General features: G+C 38.6%; 21 protein-coding genes. 8 read left to right on the top strand and 13 right to left on the bottom strand.

The features are described 5' to 3' along the window. Positions 1-55 precede the first annotated feature (55 nt). The 3 genes from BM130_RS11340 to gcvT all read right to left on the bottom strand — a co-directional run bounded on the left by BM130_RS11340 (position 56) and on the right by gcvT (position 3,219). Positions 56-1,048 (bottom strand): glycosyltransferase, encoded by a 993-nt coding sequence (locus BM130_RS11340; RefSeq protein WP_010526095.1) that lies wholly within the window; start codon positions 1,046-1,048, stop codon positions 56-58. A 15-nt stretch (positions 1,049-1,063) separates the two neighbouring features. Beyond that, positions 1,064-1,801: a 2-phosphosulfolactate phosphatase gene (locus tag BM130_RS11335; RefSeq protein WP_010526096.1), complete on the bottom strand. Its 738-nt coding sequence runs from the start codon at positions 1,799-1,801 to the stop codon at positions 1,064-1,066. Between the two features lie 326 nt (positions 1,802-2,127). Next, complete coding sequence (gcvT, locus tag BM130_RS11330; RefSeq protein WP_010526097.1) at positions 2,128-3,219, bottom strand: glycine cleavage system aminomethyltransferase GcvT; 1,092 nt, start codon at positions 3,217-3,219, stop codon at positions 2,128-2,130. Between the two features lie 208 nt (positions 3,220-3,427). On the opposite strand from gcvT, the gene BM130_RS11325 reads away from it, so the two are divergent. Both BM130_RS11325 and BM130_RS11320 read left to right on the top strand, forming a co-directional pair. Then, positions 3,428-3,904: an Hpt domain-containing protein gene (locus BM130_RS11325; protein ID WP_010526098.1), complete on the top strand. Its 477-nt coding sequence runs from the start codon at positions 3,428-3,430 to the stop codon at positions 3,902-3,904. Next, positions 3,904-4,224: an STAS domain-containing protein gene (locus BM130_RS11320; RefSeq protein WP_010526099.1), complete on the top strand. Its 321-nt coding sequence runs from the start codon at positions 3,904-3,906 to the stop codon at positions 4,222-4,224. Before BM130_RS11325 ends, BM130_RS11320 begins: the two co-directional genes overlap by 1 nt. A 376-nt stretch (positions 4,225-4,600) precedes the next feature. Here the strand turns inward: BM130_RS11320 and clpB are convergent, their stop codons facing one another. Continuing rightward, positions 4,601-7,186, bottom strand: a complete 2,586-nt coding sequence (clpB, locus tag BM130_RS11315) for an ATP-dependent chaperone ClpB (protein ID WP_010526100.1) — start codon at positions 7,184-7,186, stop codon at positions 4,601-4,603. Positions 7,187-7,588: 402 nt separating this feature from the next. Between clpB and BM130_RS11310 the strand changes: the two genes are divergently transcribed. The 3 genes from BM130_RS11310 to BM130_RS11300 all read left to right on the top strand — a co-directional run bounded on the left by BM130_RS11310 (position 7,589) and on the right by BM130_RS11300 (position 13,465). Further along, on the top strand, positions 7,589-9,442 hold the full coding sequence (locus BM130_RS11310; protein WP_157998089.1) for a BamA/TamA family outer membrane protein: 1,854 nt from the start codon (positions 7,589-7,591) through the stop codon (positions 9,440-9,442). A 275-nt stretch (positions 9,443-9,717) separates the two neighbouring features. Further along, positions 9,718-10,164, top strand: a complete 447-nt coding sequence (locus BM130_RS11305) for a hypothetical protein (protein WP_010526102.1) — start codon at positions 9,718-9,720, stop codon at positions 10,162-10,164. 211 nt (positions 10,165-10,375) lie between these two features. Beyond that, the gene (locus BM130_RS11300) at positions 10,376-13,465 is read left to right on the top strand and encodes an ATP-binding cassette domain-containing protein (RefSeq protein WP_010526103.1); all 3,090 of its coding nucleotides are present in this window, start codon (positions 10,376-10,378) and stop codon (positions 13,463-13,465) included. 104 nt (positions 13,466-13,569) lie between these two features. Here the strand turns inward: BM130_RS11300 and BM130_RS11295 are convergent, their stop codons facing one another. The 9 genes from BM130_RS11295 to rpsA form a co-directional block, all read right to left on the bottom strand. Further along, complete coding sequence (locus BM130_RS11295; RefSeq protein ID WP_029626435.1) at positions 13,570-13,950, bottom strand: DUF1987 domain-containing protein; 381 nt, start codon at positions 13,948-13,950, stop codon at positions 13,570-13,572. A 16-nt stretch (positions 13,951-13,966) separates the two neighbouring features. Continuing rightward, on the bottom strand, positions 13,967-14,515 hold the full coding sequence (locus BM130_RS11290; RefSeq protein WP_237706066.1) for a SiaB family protein kinase: 549 nt from the start codon (positions 14,513-14,515) through the stop codon (positions 13,967-13,969). A 165-nt stretch (positions 14,516-14,680) separates the two neighbouring features. After that, the gene (epsC, locus tag BM130_RS11285) at positions 14,681-15,607 is read right to left on the bottom strand and encodes a serine O-acetyltransferase EpsC (RefSeq protein WP_010526106.1); all 927 of its coding nucleotides are present in this window, start codon (positions 15,605-15,607) and stop codon (positions 14,681-14,683) included. A gap of 14 nt (positions 15,608-15,621) precedes the next feature. After that, on the bottom strand, positions 15,622-16,149 hold the full coding sequence (locus BM130_RS11280; RefSeq protein ID WP_010526107.1) for an AAA family ATPase: 528 nt from the start codon (positions 16,147-16,149) through the stop codon (positions 15,622-15,624). Between the two features lie 33 nt (positions 16,150-16,182). Then, entirely contained in the window at positions 16,183-16,794 is a 612-nt protein-coding gene (gene pnuC / locus BM130_RS11275) for a nicotinamide riboside transporter PnuC (RefSeq protein ID WP_010526108.1), read from the bottom strand. A gap of 387 nt (positions 16,795-17,181) precedes the next feature. Then, positions 17,182-18,711 (bottom strand): glutamine-hydrolyzing GMP synthase, encoded by a 1,530-nt coding sequence (gene guaA / locus BM130_RS11270; RefSeq protein ID WP_010526109.1) that lies wholly within the window; start codon positions 18,709-18,711, stop codon positions 17,182-17,184. 204 nt (positions 18,712-18,915) lie between these two features. Then, positions 18,916-19,824 (bottom strand): ribonuclease Z, encoded by a 909-nt coding sequence (locus BM130_RS11265; protein ID WP_010526110.1) that lies wholly within the window; start codon positions 19,822-19,824, stop codon positions 18,916-18,918. Between the two features lie 6 nt (positions 19,825-19,830). After that, positions 19,831-20,187, bottom strand: coding sequence for an STAS domain-containing protein (locus tag BM130_RS11260; RefSeq protein WP_010526111.1), 357 nt, complete (start codon positions 20,185-20,187; stop codon positions 19,831-19,833). Between the two features lie 26 nt (positions 20,188-20,213). Beyond that, positions 20,214-22,166 carry a 30S ribosomal protein S1 gene (rpsA, locus tag BM130_RS11255; RefSeq protein WP_010526112.1) on the bottom strand — a complete coding sequence of 651 codons (1,953 nt, stop codon included), beginning with the start codon at positions 22,164-22,166 and terminating at the stop codon, positions 20,214-20,216. Positions 22,167-22,707: 541 nt separating this feature from the next. On the opposite strand from rpsA, the gene BM130_RS11250 reads away from it, so the two are divergent. The 3 genes from BM130_RS11250 to rfbA all read left to right on the top strand — a co-directional run bounded on the left by BM130_RS11250 (position 22,708) and on the right by rfbA (position 26,098). Continuing rightward, positions 22,708-24,036 carry a UDP-glucose dehydrogenase family protein gene (locus BM130_RS11250; protein WP_010526113.1) on the top strand — a complete coding sequence of 443 codons (1,329 nt, stop codon included), beginning with the start codon at positions 22,708-22,710 and terminating at the stop codon, positions 24,034-24,036. 199 nt (positions 24,037-24,235) lie between these two features. Next, positions 24,236-25,183, top strand: coding sequence for a UDP-glucuronic acid decarboxylase family protein (locus BM130_RS11245; RefSeq protein WP_010526114.1), 948 nt, complete (start codon positions 24,236-24,238; stop codon positions 25,181-25,183). A 12-nt stretch (positions 25,184-25,195) separates the two neighbouring features. After that, the gene (gene rfbA, locus BM130_RS11240; protein WP_010526115.1) at positions 25,196-26,098 is read left to right on the top strand and encodes a glucose-1-phosphate thymidylyltransferase RfbA; all 903 of its coding nucleotides are present in this window, start codon (positions 25,196-25,198) and stop codon (positions 26,096-26,098) included. The last annotated feature ends 2 nt before the right edge of the window (positions 26,099-26,100 follow it).

Genomic DNA, 26,100 nt, shown 5'->3' with positions numbered 1-26,100 from the left:
TAAAAATACCGGCCAAAGGTAAGCAATTTAAAAATTAAAGCCCTTTTTTTTGCCTCTACTTGTAAAAGCTCTCCTCAAAAGCATTGAATTCCTTTTCCTTAAAAATATTTCTCTTTATCCAGGCATAAATAAACCCCGTTCCATACCCATACATCTGTGTAAAAAAAGCGGGAATAGCCAAAATCGCAGATTTCAATTGCCTGAGAGCGACAAGAGCATCTATAAAAACAATTATCGGAGGAAGCAATAACAAGAAAAAAAGCACTGGAAAAAACAACGCAAAAATAAAAATAATGGGATATCCTATTGAAAAACAGGAAGGCAACAGATGAACCAATTTGGTGGTTCCGGGATGTCGGGCCTCCAGATTTATACGTGCAATTCCTGAATTAAAAACCTGCTTAAAAAAGGAACGAAAATTAGTTCGACGTTTATGCCATATCCAAACATCTTGAAGCAAAGCGGTTTTATACCCCGCTTCCAGCAGACGCATGCTAAAATCGATATCCTCACCAAAACGCATATTGGTAAACCCGTTTATCGCATGAAAAACGCTATTTCTAACCCCCAGGTTAAAACTTCGCGGATAAAACTTATCCACTTTTTCTTTTCCTCCACGTATGCCACCTGTGGTTAGAAAACTGCTCATGGTGTGTCCTATTGCTTTTTGGGTAGCATTAAACCCTTCATGGGGACGATCGGGTCCACCAAAACAATCAAAATCTGCGCTCTTTAGTTCTGAAATTACTTTCTCGGTATAATCGGGTGGTAACAAACAGTCAGAGTCTAAAAATATAAGCCACTCACCTACTGCTTCGGATGCTCCGGTATTCCTTGCCGGACCTGGCCCGGCATTAGGTTGAAAGATGTAACGAACAGTCAAAGAACCTGACCATTCGTCCACAATATCCTGCGATGACAAGGTTGAGCCATCTTCAACAACGATAATTTCAAAATCTTTGACTGTTTGACGAGAAAATGAATCCAGCAATTCATCAACTTCCTGTGGACGATTATATACAGGTATTATAAAAGAAATGAACGGCATTGTTGATTGTTTTTGTCAAATATAGGAAATCTTCCCGACAGTTTCTCCGACCAGACGGTCACCCTTTAACACAGGAACGATGGATGTTTGATCAGGGGTATGACAGAATTCAATTACATCGTCTAAACCGTTTTTTGCCAGTCGTTGTTTTTGTGCTGCCTTTAAAATATACCGATAAACATTAGGCTGAGCAGACTTCCAAAGATCAAGTGAAGCATGAACTGAATCACAAATAGTGGTGAATAATCCCGAATCCAACAACTTTTTCGATAAAGCACCGGCGAACAAAGCATCTTCCAGACTGAATTTATCTTTCCATGCCGCACAGAGAATAATCACATCCCGATGTTGCTCTTGCAACCAAAACGAAAGGGCCGAAAGATTCAAATATGATCCGATAGCTACGGCATAAGCCGATGCAGCCTTATGAATGGCCTTGGTACCATTGGTGGTACTATAAACTATATCATGTTGCTGTACACGTTCGGGGGTAAAATTAAACGGTGAATTTCCAAAATCTGCAAAATCTAAAACAATTCCATCGCGTTCGGCGGCCACCAAATGGCCTTTAGCTTTCCAGGCTCTGGCTTCTTCCAAATCTCCAACCGGAATGATATGCTTTGCACCATTCATAAATGCTGTACAAATGGCCGAGGTAGCTCTTAAAACATCAATAACAACCACTACAGCTTCCGGCCGGTGGTATAAATCATATAACGCAGGAGAAAAACAAACTTCCAGGTTATGCTTCATCAGTATATAATTTGATTAACTTATTGGTCTAATGAAACTAGAATATTTGTGCTTAGAAACTCTTTGTCTATGGGCTCTTGATTTATCCATTATACTTCTATTATAAATCCCTTCATCTATCAACAAAAACCGATAAAACTATCATCAGCTTCAGACTTCCTTCCTCTATTTACCACTTCCCGCCTGCCTTTGCTCTTTTTTTTACATATGCCTGTAGTGACAACTTTTATTGGCCCTGTTCGTATAATCCATCTAAACACATGAAATATTGGATAATAAACCACTATCGGTTAAAATTGTTTCTAATTCGCTCGTAAAAATATAATTTATTTCAATTTCACGAATGGTGGCTTAACAATCTTAGCTTTTACATCTTTATTACGTATTCTTATAAAAATTTCACTCTCTTCTTTCCAAAAGCCTTTATTCACATACCCCATACCAATACCTTTTTTCAGCATTGGCGACATAGTTCCGGAAGTAACCTCTCCAATTACATTCCCTTTATCATCACGAATTTCATAGCCTTTACGTGGAATTCCACGCTCTTCCAGAACAAATCCTTTTAACCGTCTGTTAACACCTTCCTTTTTTTGTTTTTCTAAGATGTGACGCGAAATAAAGTTGTTTCCCTCGACCAACTTGGTAATCCATCCCAACCCGGCTTCAATGGGTGTGGTAGTGTCATTTAAATCGTTTCCATACAAAGCAAACCCGGCCTCCAGGCGTAAAGTGTCACGAGCCCCTAAACCGGCAGGGACTAAACCCTTTTCATGGCCTTGCTTCATCAATGTTGTCCAAACAAATTCGGCATGCTTATTATCAATATAAAGTTCAAATCCTCCTGAACCAGTATATCCGGTATTCGAAATAATGACATCATTAATACCTGCAAAATTACCTGTTTCAAATGCATAATATGGAATATCGGAAAGATTGATGGCGGTCAGGGGTTGCAAAATTTCTTTTGCTTTTGGTCCCTGAACTGCCAATAACGAAGTTTGTTGACTAATATCGACCAATTCAGCACCAAAATGATTATTGGTTTTGCACCAATTCCAGTCTTTCTCTATATTGGAGGCATTCACCACCAACATAAAAAGTTCCTCATCCAGGTGATAAACGATTAAATCGTCCACAATGCCCCCTTCATTATTGGGCATACAGGAATATTGTGCTTTACCAACAGGCAGGTCGGATACATTATTGGTTGTAATATATTGAACAAAATCAAAAGCATGAGGGCCTTTAACCAAAAACTCGCCCATATGAGAAACATCGAACATACCGGCAGCTCGACGAACCGCCATATGTTCGGAAGTAATTCCTGAATATTCTACAGGCATTTCAAAGCCTGCAAAAGGAACCATCCTGGCACCTAATTGTTTATGAATTTCATTCAAAACTGTTTTTTGCATGGTTTTAAATTTTTACATAGTTCTGAGCAGCTCTTTTCCACAAAAAATTGTTGAAACGGAAATATTATTTTCATTTTACTAAAGAAAATGCAAATTAAGGATAAAAAAGAAGATGCCCAAATGATAATTATTTGTTGCCAATGCTTTTTACTTCTTATTCTATTTTTATTAAATTTGACCTATTCAATCTTGAAAAAAGCTATTTTTTATGTCAAATCAATATAAATGGATTAACCTAAGCTATCTGGAAAGTATCGCCGAAGGTGATGAAAGCATTATAGAAGAACTAATTAACATTTTTTTAGAACAGATACCGGAATTCACAGAAGGCGTAGATAAAAGTTTCACAGAAAAGCGATGGCTCGAGTTAGCTGCGTTGGCCCATAAAGCAAAATCATCAGTCCTTTCAATTGGAATGGAAGAGTTAGGGAATCGTGATCTTAAAAACCTGGAACTTATTGCAAAAGAACTTTATGTTAGAGAAATTTCAAGTAAAGACAACCCAGACATTAAAGAAATAGAGACTTCTCAACAATTAGAAAAAAACCTTAGGGATTACGATGAAGAACGGCAAAAATGGGTAAAAACCCATGCTTCCGAGGAAACTGTAGCATCAATCATTGATACATTCAAAACTGCTCTTACAAAAGCTGAAGAAGAACTTAAATCAGAAATTCGCAAATAATGGATACAAAACTTACAATAACTCGGAAAAACAACCTCATGGTTGGCACCATTAACCACTCTGATAGGTTAAATGCCACAATTGCTCCAGAAATCAAGGATCAACTAAATAACCAATTAAATAAATCGGATGTCAGTTTTGTATTGGATCTCCAAAATATTAGATTCATCGACAGCACTGGTATTGCTGTTTTAATCTCAGCCCTTAAAACTGCTCGCCAAAACAACCGAACCTTTTACCTGGCTAACATTCAAAAAGAAGTTAAAGACCTTCTAGCCCTTATGAAACTTGATAAAGTTTTCGATTATTTCGAAGAATAATTTAAAATCTTTCTCGCCTTTTGATTGCTAAAATGCTTAACAATGTTTTTTAAAATTACAACATTGTTATGGAGGTATTTTTTATTCGTATAAAAATCACTTGAGTTATTGGCCTAATGGGACTTAAAGTTAGTGATTAGTGGTTAGTTATTTGACATTAGTGTTGATTAACTAATGAATAATGACTGTTGACTAATGACTAGAAATTTCTTCTGCCTTCTGCCTGTGCACTTCTGCCTATATACATTCCCTTTTGTGACAATAGTTGCCATGCTCGCTTGATTTATTATCTTTTGTCAATAACCTATATATAAATCATAATATTGCGATACTTTTAATCTCAAAATATCGCAATATTATTGTCTTTTTAATTCCATTAATTTTTAAACAACAGCTTTTCGCCATTGTAGTCAACCAGTATAGGTTTTTCCTTGTTGACCTCATCGGCCAGTAACTTTTTTGATAAATCATTTAGCACCCATCGTTGCATAGCTCTTTTAATAGGTCGTGCACCAAACAATGGATCAAATCCGGCCTCTGCAATGTATTTAACGGCATCGTCACTCATATTAATTTCCACGCCTTGCTTTTTCAATTGCGTTGCCACCAAGCCAAACTGCAACTTCACAATTTCCTTAATCTCATTACGCGTCAAAGGCTTAAACATTATAATATCATCGATACGATTCAAAAATTCAGGACGTATGGTTTGCCTTAGCAACGACATCACCTCCTGACGGGTTTTTTCGGCCACTCTTTCACTAAAACCTTCCCGACCTGCCTCTTCAAAATTTTTCTGAATCAAATGTGACCCTACGTTAGAGGTCATAATTATTATTGTATTCTTAAAATCGGCATGCCGACCTTTATTGTCGGTCAACCGTCCGTCATCAAGCACCTGAAGCAAAATATTAAACACATCGGGATGAGCTTTTTCAATTTCATCCAATAAAACCACGGAGTAAGGTTTACGACGCACGGCTTCAGTAAGTTGACCGCCTTCATCATAGCCCACATAACCTGGAGGAGCACCAATCAACCTGGATACCGAGTGCCGCTCCTGATACTCCGACATATCTATCCGTGTCATCAAGTCCTCATCATTAAAGAGGAATTCAGCCAAAGCCCTCGCCAGTTCAGTTTTTCCAACACCAGTCATCCCAAGAAATATAAATGAACCGATGGGCCGCCGGGCATCCTGCAATCCGGCCCTGCTTCGGCGGACAGCATCTGCAACGGCAGCGATGGCCTCTTCCTGACCAATTACCCGCTTATGCAATTCAACCTCAAGGTTCAATAATTTTTGGCGTTCGCTTTGCAGCATCCGCGTCACGGGAATTCCTGTCCACCGACTTACTATTTGAGCCACATCTTCAGCATCGACCTCTTCTTTAATCATCGGTCTGTCAGCTTGCCGTTCCGACAACTCTTTTTTGAGTCTTTCAATGGTTTCATTGGCTTCTTTAATACGCCCATAGCGCAATTCTGCTACTTTTTCATAAAGACCTTCCCGCTCAGCTTGTTGGGCCTCAAACTTATATTGTTCAATTAGTTCCTTATTCTTTTGAATTTGTTCAATAATATTTCTTTCAGCTTCCCACCGTGCACGCAAAGAATCTCTCTCACCTTTTAAATCAGAAATTTCTTTGCTTAATTCATCTACTTTTGGCTGGTTGCCCTCCCGTCGGATTGCTTCCCGTTCAATCTCCAATTGCTGTATTTTTCTTTCTATTTCATCTATATCTTCAGGAACGGAATTCATCTCAAGTCTCAACTTAGAAGCTGCCTCATCAATTAAATCAATAGCTTTGTCGGGAAGGAACCGATCGGAGATGTAACGTTTTGATAGCTCAGCAGCAGCAATAATGGCTTCATCCCGAATCCTTACTTTATGATGATTTTCATAACGCTCCTTCAACCCTCTTAATATGGATATGGCAGATGTTAAGTCGGGCTCATCCACCATCACAATCTGGAAGCGACGCTCCAGAGCTTTATCTTTCTCAAAATACTTTTGGTATTCGGCCAAAGTGGTAGCACCAATAGCTCTTAATTCTCCTCGCGCGAGAGCAGGTTTGAGAATGTTGGCTGCATCCATGGCACCCTCACTTTTGCCTGCACCCACCAGGGTGTGAATTTCATCGATAAACAATATAACTTCACCATCACTATCCACCACTTCTTTTACAACCGACTTTAGTCGTTCTTCAAATTCACCCTTATATTTGGCACCGGCAATCAAAGCACCCATGTCGAGTGAAAAAATGCGTTTGCTTTTCAGATTTTCCGGAACATCACCGTTTATAATACGATGAGCCAGACCTTCGGCAATAGCCGTTTTCCCCACGCCAGGTTCCCCAATTAATATGGGATTGTTTTTGGTGCGTCGGGAAAGAATTTGCAATATACGCCGAATCTCATCATCACGGCCAATGACGGGATCCAGTTTACCGGTACGTGCCATCTCATTCAAATCAATGGCAAAACGCCCCAATGAATTATAGGTATCCTCGGCAGTAGGGCTCTCTACTTTTCGACCTTTACGAAGTTCCAAAATAGCTTGTTTGAGTCCTTTTTCGGTAATGCCGGCATCCTTAAGCATCTTGGAAACCTGCCCTCCACTTTTCAACAGCCCCATAATAAGATGCTCGATACTTGTAAACTGGTCACCCATCTCCTTTGTAAAGGCAATGGCTTGTTGAAGTGTCTGATTGGCATTTTGACTTAAATATGCTTCTCCGCCTCTTACCCGCGGAAAGGACTCTATCATTTTATCCAGTACCGGAAAAACAACACCAGCCCCCATCTTGTTAAACAAGTAGCGGGGTATGTTTTCTTCTGTTTGAATAATTCCCTTCAGCAAATGAGCATCTTCTATGGCCTGATGCTCATGACCAGCTGCTATTTGAAAAGCCTGTTGAATGGCTTCCTGTGCTTTAATGGTAAATTTTTCCAGATTCATAATCGTTCTTTTTTTCGCGAATACATTTCATTCAATGTCTCTGCCAAAATCAGCAAACTGTCATTTTGTCTTATGTTTTTTTACAAATAATGCCATTTTTTCAGCTTGCAATAATCACCCTAATCCTTAAAAAAATATGTAATTTAGCCCTAGAAGAATAAAACAAAAAGAAAATCGAGCGAATTAAAAATGAACACCAACCCACGAAGAAAAAGTAACGCCATTCTCCGGCATCTTGGTTGTTTTTCACCGGAATGACTATTATATACGGACTTTCCGGAATTGCACTAAACCCCAAAGATGTATGGAATTCAAATTAAAAAGCCGAATATGCCAATATTATATATTAGTGATTATTTATTCCTGTTTCCAATCACACACATACCTAAAAAAAACTTTTTTTTGTTTTGGTTGTGTATTGTGTTTTCGGGCTGTATTACCCTGAAGGCACAAACAACCGATACTTTAACTTTTTTGAAAAATGACACAATTATTCGGTTAATAACGCCAGGTAGTTTAAGTAAAATAAATAACAATGATGGAAAGAAACTTGAAGAGATATTAAAGCAATACTCTGAAAAAAATTTCTTTTCCAGAAAACTACATGAATGGCTCGTAAAAAGTAGTTTAGAATCTGCTGAAGAAGTAAAACCGGCGCCCGACTATTTAAAATTTTATGGAAAAAAAATTAATTACATCGACATTCGGAGCATTCCACCTTTTGGAACATCGATAAATGACACATCTGAAATTTCAGATTCATGGCTCGTAAAACTTGGGAACAATCTTAGATTCGAAACAGCACCGGGTATTATACTAAAAACGCTTACTTTTCAGCCTGGAGAAACACTTGAAAAAACTGATATCTTGGACAGCGAACGGCTACTTCGTGCACTTTCTTTTATTAACGATGCCAAAATAGTCGTTTGGAACGTACCCAATCATCCAGATTTGGTTAATGTTAGCGTATATGTGCAAGACCGTTATCCACTAGCCATCTCTTTGGGTTTAAGCAATCAACAACCCTCCTTCACATTAATCAACAAAAATTTATTAGGTCGCGGTTTTTATCTTTCCAGTACATTATTAACGCCCACCACAGACATTAAAGACTGGGGTTTCAGAGAGCGTTTTGGTGCTGAAAATTTTCCGGGTCAATACGTAAATTTTGATATAGATTATGCAAGGACTAGTGACCTGAAAATGGTTTCGGCCAATATTGAAAAAAACTTTGTTCTTCCCGAAATAAAGTATGCCGGTGGTATCAATATTAACCGGTCATACCTTAATGCCGGCATAATAGACTATCCCTCTATTGAATGGGAACCACCCCTCGACTATCGAAGGCAAAATTTTTGGGCTGGCCGTTCTTTTCTTTTAGGGGCTTCTGATCGACCTATTCGGTCCAATTTATATATTATGACTCGTTATCTTGATGTAAATTTCTATGATCAGATAGAGCCACAGGAATTTCTTCCTGAAGGAAAGTTTTTTTTCGGTGGGTTTTCCTTTTCCAGAAGGGGATATTACAAAAACAATCTTATCTATTCTTTTGGTCGCACAGAAGATGTGCCATATGGGTCACTCACATCTTTAAATTATGGATATCAAAAAGGGAATTATGGAAATCGCCACTATTTGGAATTTCATCATTCTGTAGGAAAAGCTTTAATCCCTTCAAAAGGATACCTCTATTTTAGTGGCGACATTGGTACTTTTTTTAAACGCAATAGGGCCGAACAAGGGCATCTGAAAGTTTTGACTGAATATATATCACCATTAATAAATATTGGCAACGGTCAATTTAGAAACTTTTTAGAAATCCAATATGTAAATGGCTTTAGACGATTACCGGGCGAATATCTTTTCATCGATGAAGATGAAGATGGGTTACATCGTTTTGATTACAAAAATGCCATAAAAGGAAGTGAAAAAATTGTTTTTAAAACCGAGCAAGTGTTTTTTACCAATGTACAACCATTAGGGTTTAAATTTGCAGCTTTTACCTTTTTCGACACCGCCTTCTTAAAAGAAAGTGAAAAAAACCTTTTTCATCATTCACCCTACTTCAGTTTTGGTGGTGGGTTAAGAATCAGAAATGACAATTTGGTATTCAACACTCTCCAAATCATATTGGCCATAATGCCAAGAGTACCATCCGGACAATTACCCTTTAGTTTAAGAATTTCCGGAGAATCAACCCGTGACTTTAATAATTTTGTACCCGACCAACCCGGATCTCCCATTTACTATTAATGAACACAATACAAACAAGTTTTTAGAAGCTCATCATTCAAATGTTGCAACAAGCTAAACACATTTTTTATCTGTCTTAATTATCTGTTGGTTATTTTTAAAATTAAAATAGAATTTTTTTAAACAATATTTTAACCATTCTCGTTTTTATCTATAATAATTTTCGACATTAACAAAGTGATTATTTTTTAAGTATTTATCGAATAATAATTTTTTTTTGAATATCTTTGGCTTAAGACAAAGTATTGCTTAATATTTAAAGAATTTAGTGCACCATGAATTCCGAAAAAACACTACCCTTAACTCTGCTTTTTATAACCCTAATGGTAATGATGGCAATGGGTCAGCCTTCTGCTACACTGCCCGTCTATTCTGATTGTTTGAAACAAATGGATGAGGGTTTTATTCACAATAGTCAACCCATGAAAGCTTTACTTACCGGATCAGAGGTGGCTGAATTCAGAACCACATTGTTCGAAGGAAATGTTTATAGAATTGCCACCTGTTCGCCAACCAATAAAAAAATTTGGTTTTCAATATATGATACCAATAACAATTTACTGTTTTCTACAACGCGTCATAACTATTCATCATCATGGGATTTTCAAATTAAAGGAAATCTGGAATGCAAAATAGAAGCCGGATTGATGCCCGGCGAAGGTAATTCGGGGATGGCGGTAATTCTCATTGGCGTAAAAAGTCTTGAGAAAAGTTCTTTTTAGTGGTTATCTTTTATTTACCATTATTCTTGTCTTTAATCCCCCTGGGCATATATTATTGCTTAAAGATTTTGGCAGCTGTCTGATGAAAACTATATACCAAAATTATTAACATTTTTCTATATACAAGCACCAAACATGGCCTTTCCTCTTTTTAGGTCAAATTCTGACTGCAAATTGGATAGATTACTTAAATCTTAACTCGGTTAACAGAATGAGTGAAGGTATCTTAAAAGCTTTAATGCAATTATTTGCCCTTGTTGCCGTTCCGGTTAAGGATGCTGTTTCCAGGCGCAATATTGTTAAAGACTATCTATCTCTTCACCTAAATAACCAACTTATAGAGGAGTATTTAAATCTGTTCGATTACCATTGTCAGTCCTATCACGAAAAACTTAAAGAAAAAACGCGTATACACAAACTTTATGCTGCCAACTCGGTAAAAGTGCTCCGTATTGCCACGGCCATTAATGAAGAGTTGACACATTATCAAAAGACTATTGTAATAACCCAGCTCCTGGAATTTCTCAATTTGAAAAAAAGGCATAGCACCGGCACCGGCATCGAAAATGAATTTGCAGATACCATTGCTTCTGCCTTCAACATTCCGCAGGAAGATTATATTTCTATTAAGAATTTTAGTATTCATGAAATTCCTCCCAAAGATCAGAATATTTTAGTAATAGGCAACGCCAAGGAAAAAAAGAATCAAGAACGGTACATATATCGCGAATTCATAAAATCAGAAATATATGTATTAAACCTCCGATCAGAAACATTATTGCTGTTAAAAACCAATCATAACGACCAGTTCACCATAAATGGTCAGTTAATGGTTCCTCAACGTATTCAATATTTAAGGCCGGGTGGTTCCATCCGGTTTAAAAATGGAACACCTATTACTTTTAGCGATATTGCAACACACTTCAACTATAGTGCCGACAAAACGCCCATATTGTTTGAAGCAAGAGACATCTCTTTTTCATTTGATAAAAATGGAAAAACAGGCTTGCATCCGATGAGTTTTACGTGCCATTCCGGACAATTGGTGGGTATAATGGGGGATTCGGGAGCAGGAAAAAGTACTTTAATTAATCTTCTTACGGGCATTTACCTACCCTCATCGGGCGAAGTTTTACTTAATGGCATTGATTTACACCTATTCCCGGAAAAAATTAAAGGGCTCATTGGCTATGTTTCGCAGGATGATCTGTTAATGGAAGATCTTACGGTATTCCAAAATTTATACTACAACACCAAATTGTGCTATGAGCACCTTAGTCCTCAGGAAATTAAGGAAAAAGTAGAGCAACTTTTAAAAACTCTAGGCTTGTATGAAATACGAGATATGAAAGTTGGTTCCACACTCAATAAAAAAATAAGCGGTGGACAAAGAAAACGACTAAACATAGCCTTGGAATTAGTTCGGGAACCATCGGTACTATTTTTAGACGAACCAACGTCAGGATTATCATCACGAGATTCTGAAAACATTATCGACCTATTAAAAGATATGTCGGTAAAAGGAAAGTTGATTTTTGTGGTTATCCACCAACCCTCGTCCGAAATATTTAAAATGTTTAACCAATTGTTGGTTCTTGATACCGGTGGTTATTTAATATACAATGGGGATCCGGTTGGGGCCATCAACTATTTTAAATCGTGTGTAAATCATGCTAATAAGGATGAAAATGAATGTCCGGTATGTGGGAATGTCAATCCGGAACAAATACTCAATATAGTTAATGACCGTGTTCTAAATGAATACGGAATACCTACCCCGGCCAGAAAAATCCAACCATCCGAATGGTTTGGCATTTTTAAAAAGCGACACCCTTCCCCGCCGAAAAAAGAAATTAAAAGATTACCTCTACCAGAAATCACTTTCCGTGTTCCCAACAGATGGGGGCAATTTAAAATATTCTTTGCGCGCGATATACAATCCAAACTGGCCAATTTGCAGTATTTAGTTATCAATCTTTCTATAATGCCCGCGTTGGCTTTTATTTTGGCCGGATTACTCTTTTATTATCCTGTGGATGGCCCTAACAGCTCATACATCTATTATAATAACCCCAATATAGTTTTATATATAATAATTACAGTAATAATAGCCCTTTTTGTTGGCTTAACGGTTAGTGCTGAAGAAATTATCAATGACAAAAAAATCCTGAAGCGCGAAGCCTTTTTGAACTTAAGCCGATTCAGCTATTTATTATCAAAGGTGGCCATTCTGGCCATTATTTCAGCCATTCAGGTTTTTCTGCTGGTTGGGATAGGCAATCATATTCTTCAAATAAAAGAAATGTTTGCTTCTTATTGGCTTATTTTGTTTTCATCGGCCGTTTTTGCCAACCTGCTTGGTTTAATAATTTCCGATTCACTCAAAAAATCTGTAAACATTTATATTTTGATTCCTTTTCTCATCATTCCTCAACTTGTATTAAGTGGAGTATTTGTTTCATATGACCGTCTCAATCCCAAATTTTCATCCATATCAGATATTCCCTGGTACGGGGAGTTGATAACCGCCCGGTGGGCATTTGAAGCTTTGGCTGTATCACAATTCAAGGATAATCCTTATCAAAAGCAATTTTTTCTTTACGAACAATTAAAAAGTAGTGCAGCTTACCGAAAAGATTTCTGGTATCCTGCCATGAAATCGGAACTTCAGTTGTTGGAAACTTTGCAAGATTCTGTTCTTTTTAAAAGTACGGTCCAATTACTCAATAATGAATTTTCAGCAATAAAGCCTGAGTTACCTCTTTATCTTCAGGCCCAGGCAACACCCTTACTTTCCATAAATTCTAACACTGAAGATATAGCAGCATCCCGCAATTTCCTGGATAAAATTAAGAATTATTACATCGCCCTTTACAATGAGGCAGATCTTAAGCAAGATGAACGTCGCATGGATATCATTGCCCGTTACCCTGAAGAAAAAGAGACTAATCTAACAAAGCTAAAAAATACTTATCACAACAACGGGCTGGAACGATTTGTACGAAAAACCGATGATTTCTTTTCCAAAAGAATTATTCGGTACAAGAACCGATTCATCCAAAAAGTTGACCCCATTTATAAAAAACCCGAAAATAATTTTCTTAGAGCACATTTCATGGCCCCCATCAAAAAAATCGGATCATTGGAAATAGATACCTTTGGGGTTAATTTAATGGTGATATGGTTGATGAATTTCATTTTATTCCTGCTATTATACCATCAAACATTGAATAAAATACTCTCTAAGGGAAAATATAACGCCAAAAGTTTTTTGCGAAAAGCAAAAAAGAAACGAGGTTGACAACGTAAGTTAGTCTTGACCGAAGAATAAAGGATAAACCATACAATAAAAAACCACAGGGAAAAATCCTGTGGTTTTATGTCTTCTTCTACCAAAAGTATTTATTATTCTTCCATTTCAATCATCTTGAAAGGCAGGTTGATGATTGACTGATAATCCTCGCCGGCCTCAAACATATCTTCATCATCCTCTTCATAATACCAGTTAACTTGCACTTTATGCCCTTTTTTATGCAACAGTTCCAGTTTTTTAAAAATATCCAAAATGCATTTCGAAGAAGATGTGTTAAAGTATTCCAGCTGAATATTAATTACCGTATTTTCTTGTGGTGACTTGGCATACTGATCAATCCAGTCGATTAACGGTTTATAAAAATCGACAGAATTTTCGGGAATCGACCGTCCTTTAATTTCAACAAACCCTTTTTCTCCATCCAGTCTTACAAAAGGTGTTTTCGGCGTATCTTCACGAATAATTGTTTCCATAATGAAATTATCTCTTTTAACTAATATACACATCTAATGAAAAAAACACGTGTTCTTCGTCGTAAGGATATAAAAAATATTCCAATTTATTCCCGGTTTTTCTAACAATATCCAACATTCCAAGGCCTCCGCCCCCTTTTTCTGAAATACTTTCGTTCCCTAATATATCACGATATAATAGCCGCACTTCCTCATCCGACAATGAATTTAATTGCTCTATTCGATCCTTAATAAAACTAACCTTTGACCGATTTATAAAGTTTCCTGTTGTAATACGAAAAAAGGAACCATCCTGAACAACAATTACAATACCAAAATTGGAGGTTCCCTCAACCGAAAGATCAGCAGGTGGCGGATCTACATGATGATACAGATTTTGCATGCATTCGACAAAAACATTGTAGAGTTTTTTGCGGGTCTGTAATCTTTGATGCTTAAACTGCGAATGGGTTTCAACTGCGTCCAAAGCATGGGTTATCATCTCGGGAGAAATACTTCCTACATGTTTAAGAATTACATCACCCTGAAGTTTATGTGCATACCATTCTTCGAGATTAAATCCCATCCTAATGTCCACCATTGATCCCTCGCAAATATATTAAAATATTATTTTTATAGTCTTTAAAATCAACGAAGTTTAATCATTTATATTCAAATAAGCCCTTGTTATTTTATCTTTTTTGGCTAAGACAAAAAAACTTTTGGTCAAATTCATCAAAATCATGATAAATTAAATGCCGTCACCGTCCATAAAACCACTATGCCGGTATTTTTCCTGCAAAATTTTACTATTGGGTGGCACAGAGGTAGTTAACCACACATTTCCACCTATAATTGAATTGGCACCGACTCTTATTCGTCCTAAAATTGTGGCCTGGGCATAAATAATAACATTATCTTCTACAATTGGGTGTCGATCAATGCCTTTAATTGGGTTTCCGTTTTCATCCAGCGGAAAACTTTTTGCCCCTAAAGTAACACCTTGATATATCTTAACATGATTGCCAATAATGGAAGTGGCCCCAATAACCACGCCTGTCCCATGGTCAATGGTGAAATGATGGCCAATCCGGGCTCTGGGATGTATATCAATCCCTGTTTCAGAATGAGCCATCTCAGATATGATGCGCGGAATCAACGGCACACCAAGTTCCAACAACGCGTGTGCTATTCTATAATTAGTAATGGCACGGATAGCCGGATAACAAAAAATAACTTCGGCAGTGCTTTGCGCCGCAGGATCACCCAGATAAGCAGCTTCTACATCAGTAGCTAACAACCTCCGAATTTGAGGTAATTTTTCAATAAACTTCAATGTGATTTCGGCTGCCTTCTCTTTCCGCATCCACAAATCTTTTTGATTCGCCATCTTACAATCAAAACATAATCCCGCATAGATTTGTTGGCGCAATAATTCATAAAGCTTTTCAACATTTACACCTTGATAATAGCGAATACTTTCAGCTCGAGTAGAGGATTCTCCAAAATATCCCGGAAAGATTATTTCACGCAATAAATCCACAATCTCACCCAGCACCCGGGATGAAGGCATAGGTTGATCCGGATGATGCCGATGACATACCGATTGATAGGATTCTTCTCTCGATAGCTCTTCAATCACATCTTTTAATCTCCTGGGATATTCCATATAGCGCATAAGTATTTTCCTTTTTAATGAAGTTTAAATTTCAATTTGTTAATATAATTAATGGCACGTTCAGTCCTTTTTTCCCCCTCTCCTTTAACAATCCGGTAGGGAATGTTATAAAACTCTAACTCCTCAAGATATCTTTGATAGAGATAAGCTCGTTTGTCAGGATTCTCTCTCACACCATCGGGAACCCATGGCAGATCAGGATAACAAAGCAATGCCATATCAATGTGCATATTTTTCAAGGCATGATGAAGCCATTGAGGGCAAATTTGAAATACCGCCTCAAACCACACCTTGGTGATTATCAAAAAGGTATCAAAAAATACCAATTGCCTTTCCCCGGCCTTGGCTTTCATAATATTATATTCCTCTATCTGCCTTTGCGCAATAACTTCCACATCATGTAATGTATAAGGTCTCTTTAAATTCTCCACATACCGACGTGCATATTCTTTAACTCCAAAACCGTTAAAATGTTTGGCCAACTGCTGAGTTAATACCGATTTTCCTGTAGATTCAGGTCCTGTTATTACTACTGAAATCATCTATTACAAATTAAATCAATTAATTACCTGACACTACAGCTTCTCCCCTTTTATCATACTCTGACGCCACTCATAATATCCAACAACCGCAACAACAGTATACACCAAATAAAGCAAAACTGTAATATTTAACCCCTTATAAAGATACATTCCACTGCTTACTGCATCCACAATAATCCATATTAACCAGTGTTCTAGATATTTTTTGGCCAACATCCACGTTGCAACAATGCCGCCAGTTGTGGTAAAAGCATCCCAATAGGGCAAATCGGAAGCCGGAATATCAATCTTTGCCGGAAGTTTTAAAAGTATTAGGAGCACAATAAGATAAATACCACCTCCCGCAATTAACAAAATAAGCCCTTTTCTAATTCCGGTTTTGCGGATGGGCATCTTTTTCCTTCCCGACCGTTGGCGACCCATCGTCCAGACTATCCATCCATAGATACTTATGATTAGATAGTAAACCTGCAGCCCCATATCGGCATAAAGTCGCTCATGGAAAAAAATAATGAGGTAAAAAAGTGAAGAGAAAAAGCCGGTAACCCATAACCAGATGTTTTCACGAACCGAAAAATAGAGATATATGAGCGACAATACCGTACCAGTCAGTTCCATCCAGTGTTGCAACAACCATTGAGTCATTTTTCAAACAATTCTTAGTAAAAATTGGTAAACTTTGCAGGTCAAAAAAGGTTCTGTATATCCAGAGTTAAATGCCAAGTAAAAAAGATTTCCAAAAATACTGCTGTTTTACTCTGTACAATGACGTATGACTGAGGTTAACACACCAAAACAATATTTTTAAGAATAGCCTAATATTGGCCAATATCAACAGTTTTTTTTGACGCCTTCTTTCACCTACATCTTTGCAATGAAACATAGGGAAATGAAACGAGCATGGCGACTTTTGCCACAAAAGGACATGTATAAATTTGGCTAAGCCATGCGCGTTCCATTAGGCCAATGAGTTAAACAAATTTTATACGAATAAAAAAGATACAATTATCTCTATCCGAAGTATTGGACCCATCACTCCCACTCAATGGTTGCCGGTGGTTTGGAACTGATATCATAAACCACCCTATTTACACCCTTAACACGGTTAATTATTTCACTGGATATACGTCCCAAAAATTCAAAAGGAAGATGCACCCAGTCAGCAGTCATCCCGTCAGTAGATGTAACGGCTCTAAGAGCCACCACATTTTCATAGGTGCGTTCATCACCCATAACACCTACCGACTGAATCGGAAGAAGAATGGCTCCGGCCTGCCACACTTTATCGTAAAGGTCATGTTTACGCAGTCCTTCAATAAAGATGTTATCCACTTCCTGAAGCAGCGCTACCTTTTCGGCCGTAACTTCACCAATAATACGGATGGCTAGTCCCGGACCCGGAAATGGATGTCTACCTAAAATAGTGGGCGAAATGTTTAATTCTTGCCCTACTTTCCGAACCTCATCCTTAAATAGCAATTTAAGAGGTTCAACCACTTTAAGGTTCATTCTTTCTGGCAATCCGCCCACGTTATGGTGAGATTTAATCGTAGCCGACGGACCATTGACCGACATGGACTCAATAACATCCGGATAAATAGTTCCTTGCGCCAACCATTTGACGCCTTTAATTTTTTGCGCCTCGCCATCAAAAACTTCAATAAATACCCGACCTATGGTTTTGCGTTTTTGCTCCGGATCGGAAACACCTTTTAACTCGCCTAAAAAACGTTCCCGTGCATCTATACCGACAACATTTAAACCCATGTGTTTATATGAATCCAGCACCTTTTCGTATTCCCCTTTGCGCAAAAGTCCGTTATCCACAAACAAGCAAGTCAGCTGTTCTCCTATTGCCCTGTGTAAAAGCATGGCCGCAACGGAACTATCGACACCCCCCGACAAGCCCAAAACTACTTTGTCGTTACCAATTTGCTGTTTTAAAGAAGCCACTGTCTCTTCTACAAAAGAAGCCGGGGTCCACGACCTCTTACATCCACATATATCAATAACAAAATTATATAATAGCTGAAGGCCTTGTTCAGTATGATAAACTTCGGGATGAAACTGTATACCATAAGTTGGCTCACCCTCTATTTTATAGCCGGCCACCTCCACATCTGCGGTGCTGGCAATGACCCGATAATTTTCGGGAAGTCTTATTATCGTATCACCATGCGACATCCATACTTGCGAATCTTTTTCAATTTCAAAGAACAGCTCATTTGTCTGGTCAATAAATTTCAAATTGGCCCGGCCATATTCTCTGGTTTCTGATGCTTCTACCTTTCCTCCATAGTGGTGAGCCATAAACTGTGCGCCATAACATACGCCCAATAAGGGTAACTTCCCTTTAATTTGACCCAAGTCCGGTATTGGTGCTTCTTTATCCCGAACGCTAAAAGGGCTACCCGAAAGAATAACACCTTTTACCGTTTCATCGGGCCAGGGAAAATTATTGTACGGATGAATTTCACAATAAACATTCAACTCACGAACACGGCGGGCTATCAACTGTGTATATTGAGACCCAAAATCAAGAATGAGAATTTTTTCCTGCATCGGTATAAAATAAATTGAATTAAAAATCAGTGCAAATATAAACAGATTGAACCTTTTTCTTTTATTAAACAACAGATTGAAACTTCAACGGCCAGCCCTTCCCCCGACATTCATATTCAAACAACAGTGCATGTAGTTACTTATTAAATGATATTATCCATTTGTCATTTTTTGTCAGAAGAGATTAGCCTTCAACTACTGCCCCTATATCTCAAAAGTAGAGCCTTCGGTGGCTATCCAGGCATTATCGAAAACGGCACGCGCCTCTTCCAGAAAAGGTTCCAGGTCACGGTATCGGGAAGAAAAATGGCCCAGCAATAATTTCCCCACATTGGCTTGATGCGCTATTGATGCTGCCTGCCGGGCAGTACTATGAAAGGTTTTTGCCGCTAATTCTTCCTGATCTGTCAAAAAAGTGGACTCATGATATAATAAATCTACATTTTGCAATAAGGAAACAATTTTTTCACTATATCTGGTATCAGAACAAAAAGCATAACTTTTTGCTGGAGGTGGAGGAAGCGTAAGTTCCTCATTAGAAATAAAACGCCCATCCTCATTAAAATCTTCGCCTTTTTTAAGCCGGGGCAACCATCGAAGCGGTATTTGATAAAAATCACACTTTCCCTTGTTAATTTTCCGCTCTTTAGGTTTCTCACGAAACAAAAAACCAACAGTAGGAATCCTATGCTCCAAAGGAATTGTAACTACTTCCAGAAGTTCATCTTCATAAATTACTTTCGACACATCCGGCTCAACAGCATGAAAAACCACTACAAATGGCATATTTTTACAAAAATAGTCTAACCATGGATTTAGTAGTTTTTCTAAATCGGCCATGGCATAGACATGTAAATCGGCAGTACGACCCAACAAGGCCAAAGATGAAATTAGCCCGGGCAATCCAAAAACATGGTCGCCATGTAAATGAGATATAAAAATATGATGGATTCGACCAAAATGTACCCTATTACGGCGTAACTGAAGCTGCGTTCCTTCGCCACAGTCGATCAAAAAAAACCGCCCGGATGCACGCAGCACCTGGGCGGTCGGATTTCTTTCGGATGTGGGAAGTGCAGAATTACTGCCAAGTATCGTGACAGATAATCCCATTACACATTATTTTTCCCCGATCGATTGTCTCATCATTTGGATTCCATCCTCAACATCAGGTGCAATATTTAACACCGTATCGAGTTGTGATACCGCTATTAATCTTTCAACCGCGGGTTGCAATCCAGAAATGATAAACACTCCATCGGCATTTTTACACAACCGGTTGGCGACAAGTATGGAACTTAATCCTGAAGAGTCACAATAGTTACATTGACTCAAATCAAGCAATATGTTTTTCTCTCCGTTTCCGGAAAGCAAAACAATTTCCGACTTAAGGTTGGGGGCTATATTGGTGTCGAGTTTTTCTTTCAACACTTTAACCACCATAAATCCATCCAGTTTGTCAATTTTAAAGTCCATAATTTGTCACCCCTTTATTAAAAAATCTATTCTTCATTTTTTTGTTCCTTGGCTTCATCATTTTTTTCAGAGGCTTCCATTTGATCTTTAAGAGCCGCTAAATCGGTGATGTCACCAAGTGTGGTTTTTTCCAAACTTTCTTTAAGCTTACGAACACCTTTTTTAGTATTCTTGGCTTGTGCACTTTTTGCCGATTGCTCTTCAGAACGTTTTTCATCCTCGAAGACCCGCGAATGCGACAATATGATACGTTTGGTGGCTTTGTTGAATTCAATAACCTTAAATGGCAATTTTTCATCAACTTTAGCCTGAGTTCCGTCTTCTTTAACCAGATGACGAGGTGTTGCAAAACCTTCTACACCGTATGGTAATGCAATTACGGCACCTTTATCGAAAATGTCAACAATTGTTCCTTCATGAACAGAATCTATTGTGAAAATAGATTCGAAAACATCCCATGGATTTTCTTCCAGTTGTTTGTGTCCCAAACTCAACCGGCGATTTTCCTTGTCGATGTCAAGAACAACTACTTCGATATCTTCGCCAACGTTGGTAAATTCAGCAGGATGTTTTACTTTCTTGGTCCAGGAAAGATCTGAAATATGAATCAAACCGTCAATCCCCTCTTCAATTTCCACGAATACACCAAAGTTAGTGAAGTTACGGACTTTGGCTTTATGTTTGCTGCCAACAGGATATTTTTCCTCGATATTATCCCAGGGATCAGGCTTCAGTTGCTTCATGCCCAGCGACATTTTGCGCTCTTCCCTGTCGAGGGTCAATATCTGAGCTTCTACTTCATCGCCAACCTTAAGGAAGTCTTGAGCACTACGCAAGTGCTGAGACCATGACATTTCGGAAACGTGAATTAAACCTTCCACGCCGGGTGCAATTTCAACAAAAGCACCATAGTCGGCCATTACAACCACTTTTCCTTTTACTACATCACCAACTTTCAGGTTGGGATCAAGCGAATCCCACGGATGCGGGGTTAATTGTTTTAATCCTAAGGCAATACGTTTCTTTTCGTCGTCAAAATCAAGAATTACAACGTTGAGCTTTTGATCAAGCTGTACAATCTCTTCGGGATGAGATACTCTACCCCATGACAGGTCGGTAATATGGATTAGTCCGTCAACACCACCAAGGTCGATAAATACACCATAAGAGGTGATGTTTTTGACAGTTCCTTCGAGTACCTGACCTTTTTCCAGTTTAGAAATAATTTCTTTCTTCTGTTGTTCAAGTTCAGCTTCAATGAGGGCTTTATGCGAAACCACAACATTCTTGAATTCGGGATTAATCTTCACCACTTTAAATTCCATGGTCTTACCCACAAATACATCGTAATCCCGGATGGGTTTAACATCAATTTGTGAACCCGGGAGGAACGCTTCGATACCAAACACATCAACAATCATACCCCCTTTGGTACGGCACTTGATGTAACCCTTAATAACTTCGTCTTTTTCAAGGGCTTCATTCACACGATCCCAGGAGCGCAAAGCTCTGGCTTTTTTGTGTGACAATACCAGCTGCCCTTTTTTGTCTTCCTGACTTTCTACATAGACTTCAACTTTGTCACCTACTTTTAAGTCAGGATTGTACCGAAATTCATTACGGCTAACAATACCATCAGACTTAAATCCGATGTTAATAACCACCTCCCGCTTGTTCATAGCAATAACGGTACCCTCAATAACCTCTTTTTCGGATATGGGCGAAAGGGTTTGGTCATAAAGTTTCTCTAAATCTTCGGCTTTAACATCGCCGGTTTCATGACTTAGATCGCCATTTTCATACTTGTCCCAGTCGAAATCAGCATCAGCTGTTTCAACGGTTTCAAACTTTTGTTTTTCTCTTTGGAGCTCTTGTTTGCTCATTTCGGAACTTTTTACTTCTTGTTTTTCAACATTTTCGTTAACGTCCGAAACTTTTTCCTGCTCCTGTACGTTTTCTTTTCCTTCTAATTCTGCCATTAAATTAAACCTCGCAAAATCTATTGGTTAGACATTATGTTGTTTGAAAATCGCTGCAAAAATAGGAACTTTTCTTACAAAACAAATAATAATCTCCTAATTTTCTCACCGTTAAATAACTTTTTAATTATCTATAGGACTTTCCAACTCATTCAAAACAACCGATTCATTCTACAGGCCTTAAATTTAGTCTTTAAAGGGGAAAAAGTCAATCAATTAAAATAAAATGCCATGAGTAATTCTATCTGTTCTGAACAAATTTTAATGCACTTTGATTTAAGTATTATCTAAAACCAGAAGCTGTACTTTGAACTGAAAACATTGAATTATATTTGCTCTTGAACAAAAAAATTTACTTCCGGCAATAATTTTTCATACTTTTGAGTTTTGAATTAAGACAAAATCCTTAAAAAGTGCATAGCTAAAAGATGTTTTTAGTGATTAGTGAAATGTCATGAGTGCTGATTACACTAAATAATGGCTAACCACTAATGACTAATGACTAAAGATCGAACCACTAATTAAAAATTAACAATAAACTATGAAAATATCGATAGTAGGAACCGGTTACGTAGGTTTAGTAACAGGAACATGTTTTTCCGATACAGGCGTCAATGTTACATGCGTGGATATTGACGAAGAAAAAATATCCAAACTTAAAAAAGGTATAATACCCATATATGAGCCGGGCCTGGAAAATATGATAAAAAACAATGTTGAAAAGGGCAGGCTACATTTCACCACCAGCCTGAAAGAAAGCCTTGACCAGGCTGAAGTGATTTTTATCGCAGTAGGAACACCTCCCGGCGAAGACGGAAGTGCCGATTTAAGTCACGTGTTAAATGTTGCCCACGAAATAGGCAAACACCTCGACCACACCATGGTGGTAGTTACCAAAAGTACCGTGCCCATTGGTACCGCCGAAAAAGTACGTAAAGCGATACGCGAAGAGTTGGAAAAACGAGGCGTAGACATAACCTTTTACGTGGCTTCCAACCCGGAATTCCTGAAAGAAGGTAATGCAGTAGAAGATTTCCTGAAACCCGACCGCATTGTTGTGGGTACCGATTCCGAAGAAGCCGAAAAAGTGATTCGTCGACTGTATAAACCTTTCCTTTTAAACAACCACCCCATATTGTTCATGGACATCCCCTCGGCCGAACTTACCAAATATGCTGCCAATGCCATGTTGGCCACAAAAATTAGTTTCATGAACGATATTGCCAATTTGTGCGAACTGGTTGGGGCCGATGTTAATATGGTACGGAAAGGTATTGGAAGTGACAGCCGCATCGGCAACAAATTTATCTATCCCGGCATTGGTTATGGAGGTAGTTGTTTCCCCAAAGACGTTAAAGCCATTATTCGAACAGCTAAATCATACAATTACCATTTGCGGTTGCTCCAGGCTGTTGAAGACATCAATGAAGACCAAAAACGCATCCTGGTAACAAAAGTTAAAAAATACTTTAATGACGATGTAAAAGGAAAAACCTTTGCCATTTGGGGCCTTAGCTTTAAGCCACATACCGATGATATGCGTGAAGCGCCCTCTAAAGTTATCATTAACGAGTTGATGCAAGCCGGTGCCAAAGTAAAGGCTTACGACCCCGTTGCAATGAACGAAGCCAAAAAAGAGTTTGGCAACACCATACAGTATGGACAAGATCCTTATGACGTGCTCATAGATGCCGACGGTTTATTACTCTTAACTGAATGGCCCGAATTCCGTATCCCCAATTACAAAGTGATGGCCAAGTTAATGAACCATAAAGTGGTTTTCGATGGTCGTAATATTTATGATGCTGCCGAAATGGAAGAAAAAGGGTTTGATTACTTCGGAATTGGACGCTCTCTTAATAAAAGATAATGAAATGAGCATGACGGCTTTCGCCACAAAAGAACATGTATAAAAGACAAAGGCAGAAGTGCACAGACAGAAGGCAGAAGTAGTCAATAGTCATTAGTGAACAGTCATTAGTGTTAATGAACTAGTGACTAACGACTAACCACTAATGACTAATTCTAAGCACCAATAGTTCAATAAAACAAGTAAATCAAAAACTCTAATGAAACGAATATTAGTTACCGGAGGTGCCGGATTCATCGGGTCGCATTTGTGTGATACTCTTATTGCACAAGGACATGATGTAATCTGCCTTGATAATTATTTCACCGGGTCGAAACAAAACATCATTCACCTGTTGGATAGTCCATACTTCGAGTTGGTAAGGCATGATGTTACTCATCCCTATTTCGCGGAGGTGGACGAAATATATAACCTTGCCTGTCCCGCCTCTCCCATTCACTATCAATACAATCCCATAAAAACCATCAAAACCTCGGTGATGGGTGCCATCAATATGTTGGGGTTGGCCAAACGCATTAAAGCGAAAATTTTGCAAGCATCTACCAGCGAAGTGTATGGTGATCCGCTGACACACCCTCAGGTCGAAAATTATTGGGGTAATGTTAATCCTATAGGTGTCCGCTCTTGTTATGATGAAGGGAAACGGTGTGCCGAAAGTTTGTTTATGAACTATCACCGACAAAATCAGGTAACCATAAAAATCATCAGAATCTTCAATACTTACGGACCACGGATGCATCCCAATGACGGACGGGTGGTTTCCAACTTTATCGTTCAGGCACTGAAAAATCAACCCATAACCATCTTTGGTGACGGGCATCAAACCAGAAGTTTTCAGTACATCGACGACCTTGTTGAGGCCATGATGCGAATGATGGAAACGCGTGAAGATTTCTGCGGACCGGTAAACATCGGAAACCCCAATGAGTTTTCTATGCTCGAACTGGCCAAAGAAGTACTTGACTTAACCGGGTCTCGGTCCAAAATTGTTTTTAAACCCTTACCCGAAGATGACCCCACACAGCGTCAGCCCGATATTTCGCTGGCAAAAAAAGAGTTGAATAATTGGGAACCCAAAGTGCAATTGCGCGAAGGGTTGACCAAAACCATCGAATATTTTGATCAATTGCTGAAAAATCAAAAATAAACCATTAACCACATGACCAACTACAAGGGTATAATTCTGGCAGGGGGTTCCGGAACACGCCTTTATCCCGCCACTCAGAGCATTTCTAAACAGATCATTCCCATTTACGACAAACCAATGATCTACTATCCGCTGTCTGTATTAATGCTGGCAGGTATTCGCGAAATTCTTATTATTTCTACACCCCATGATCTTCCGTTGTATCGCAAATTATTCAAAGACGGATCCCAATGGGGGTTGAAATTTGAATATGCCGAGCAGCCCTCACCCGATGGATTGGCACAAGCTTTTATCATTGGCGAGGAGTTTATAGGCAGCGATCCGGTTTGCCTGATTCTGGGCGACAATATTTTTTTTGGTTATGAGTTTAGCAAAGTACTCAACAGCATTGATGCCAGGGATGACCAGGCAGTGATCTTTGGCTATTATGTCAAAGATCCCGAACGATACGGGGTAGCGGAGTTTGATGACAATGGTAATGTGCTGAGCATTGAAGAAAAACCATCTAAGCCAAAATCCAACTATGCCATTACAGGGCTCTACTTTTATCCTCCCGATGTGGTAGAAAAGGCTAAAACCTTAAAACCCAGCCGGCGCGGTGAATTGGAAATTACCGATTTGAACCGCCTTTTCCTGAATGAAAAAAGACTTAAAACCAAATTGCTGGGACGTGGAATGGCCTGGCTCGACACCGGAACACACGATAGCCTCCTGCAGGCCTCAAATTTCATTGCTACCATCGAAAAACGACAAGGCCTTAAAATTGCCTGCATTGAAGAAATTGCATACAAAAAGCAATTTATCAACAAACAACAACTCCTTAAATTGGCCGAGCCGCTCAAGAAAAACGATTATGGACAATACCTGGTAAAAATTGCCCAACAAAACCTGAAAAATATTCAACAACAACTATAATT

The sequence above is a fragment of the Thermophagus xiamenensis genome, assembly GCF_900112795.1.
In the GTDB taxonomy this organism is placed as follows: Bacteria; Bacteroidota; Bacteroidia; order Bacteroidales; family Marinilabiliaceae; genus Thermophagus; species Thermophagus xiamenensis.
The sequence above is the reverse complement of the archived record's forward strand: the minus strand, read 5'-3'. Positions and strand labels throughout refer to the sequence as shown.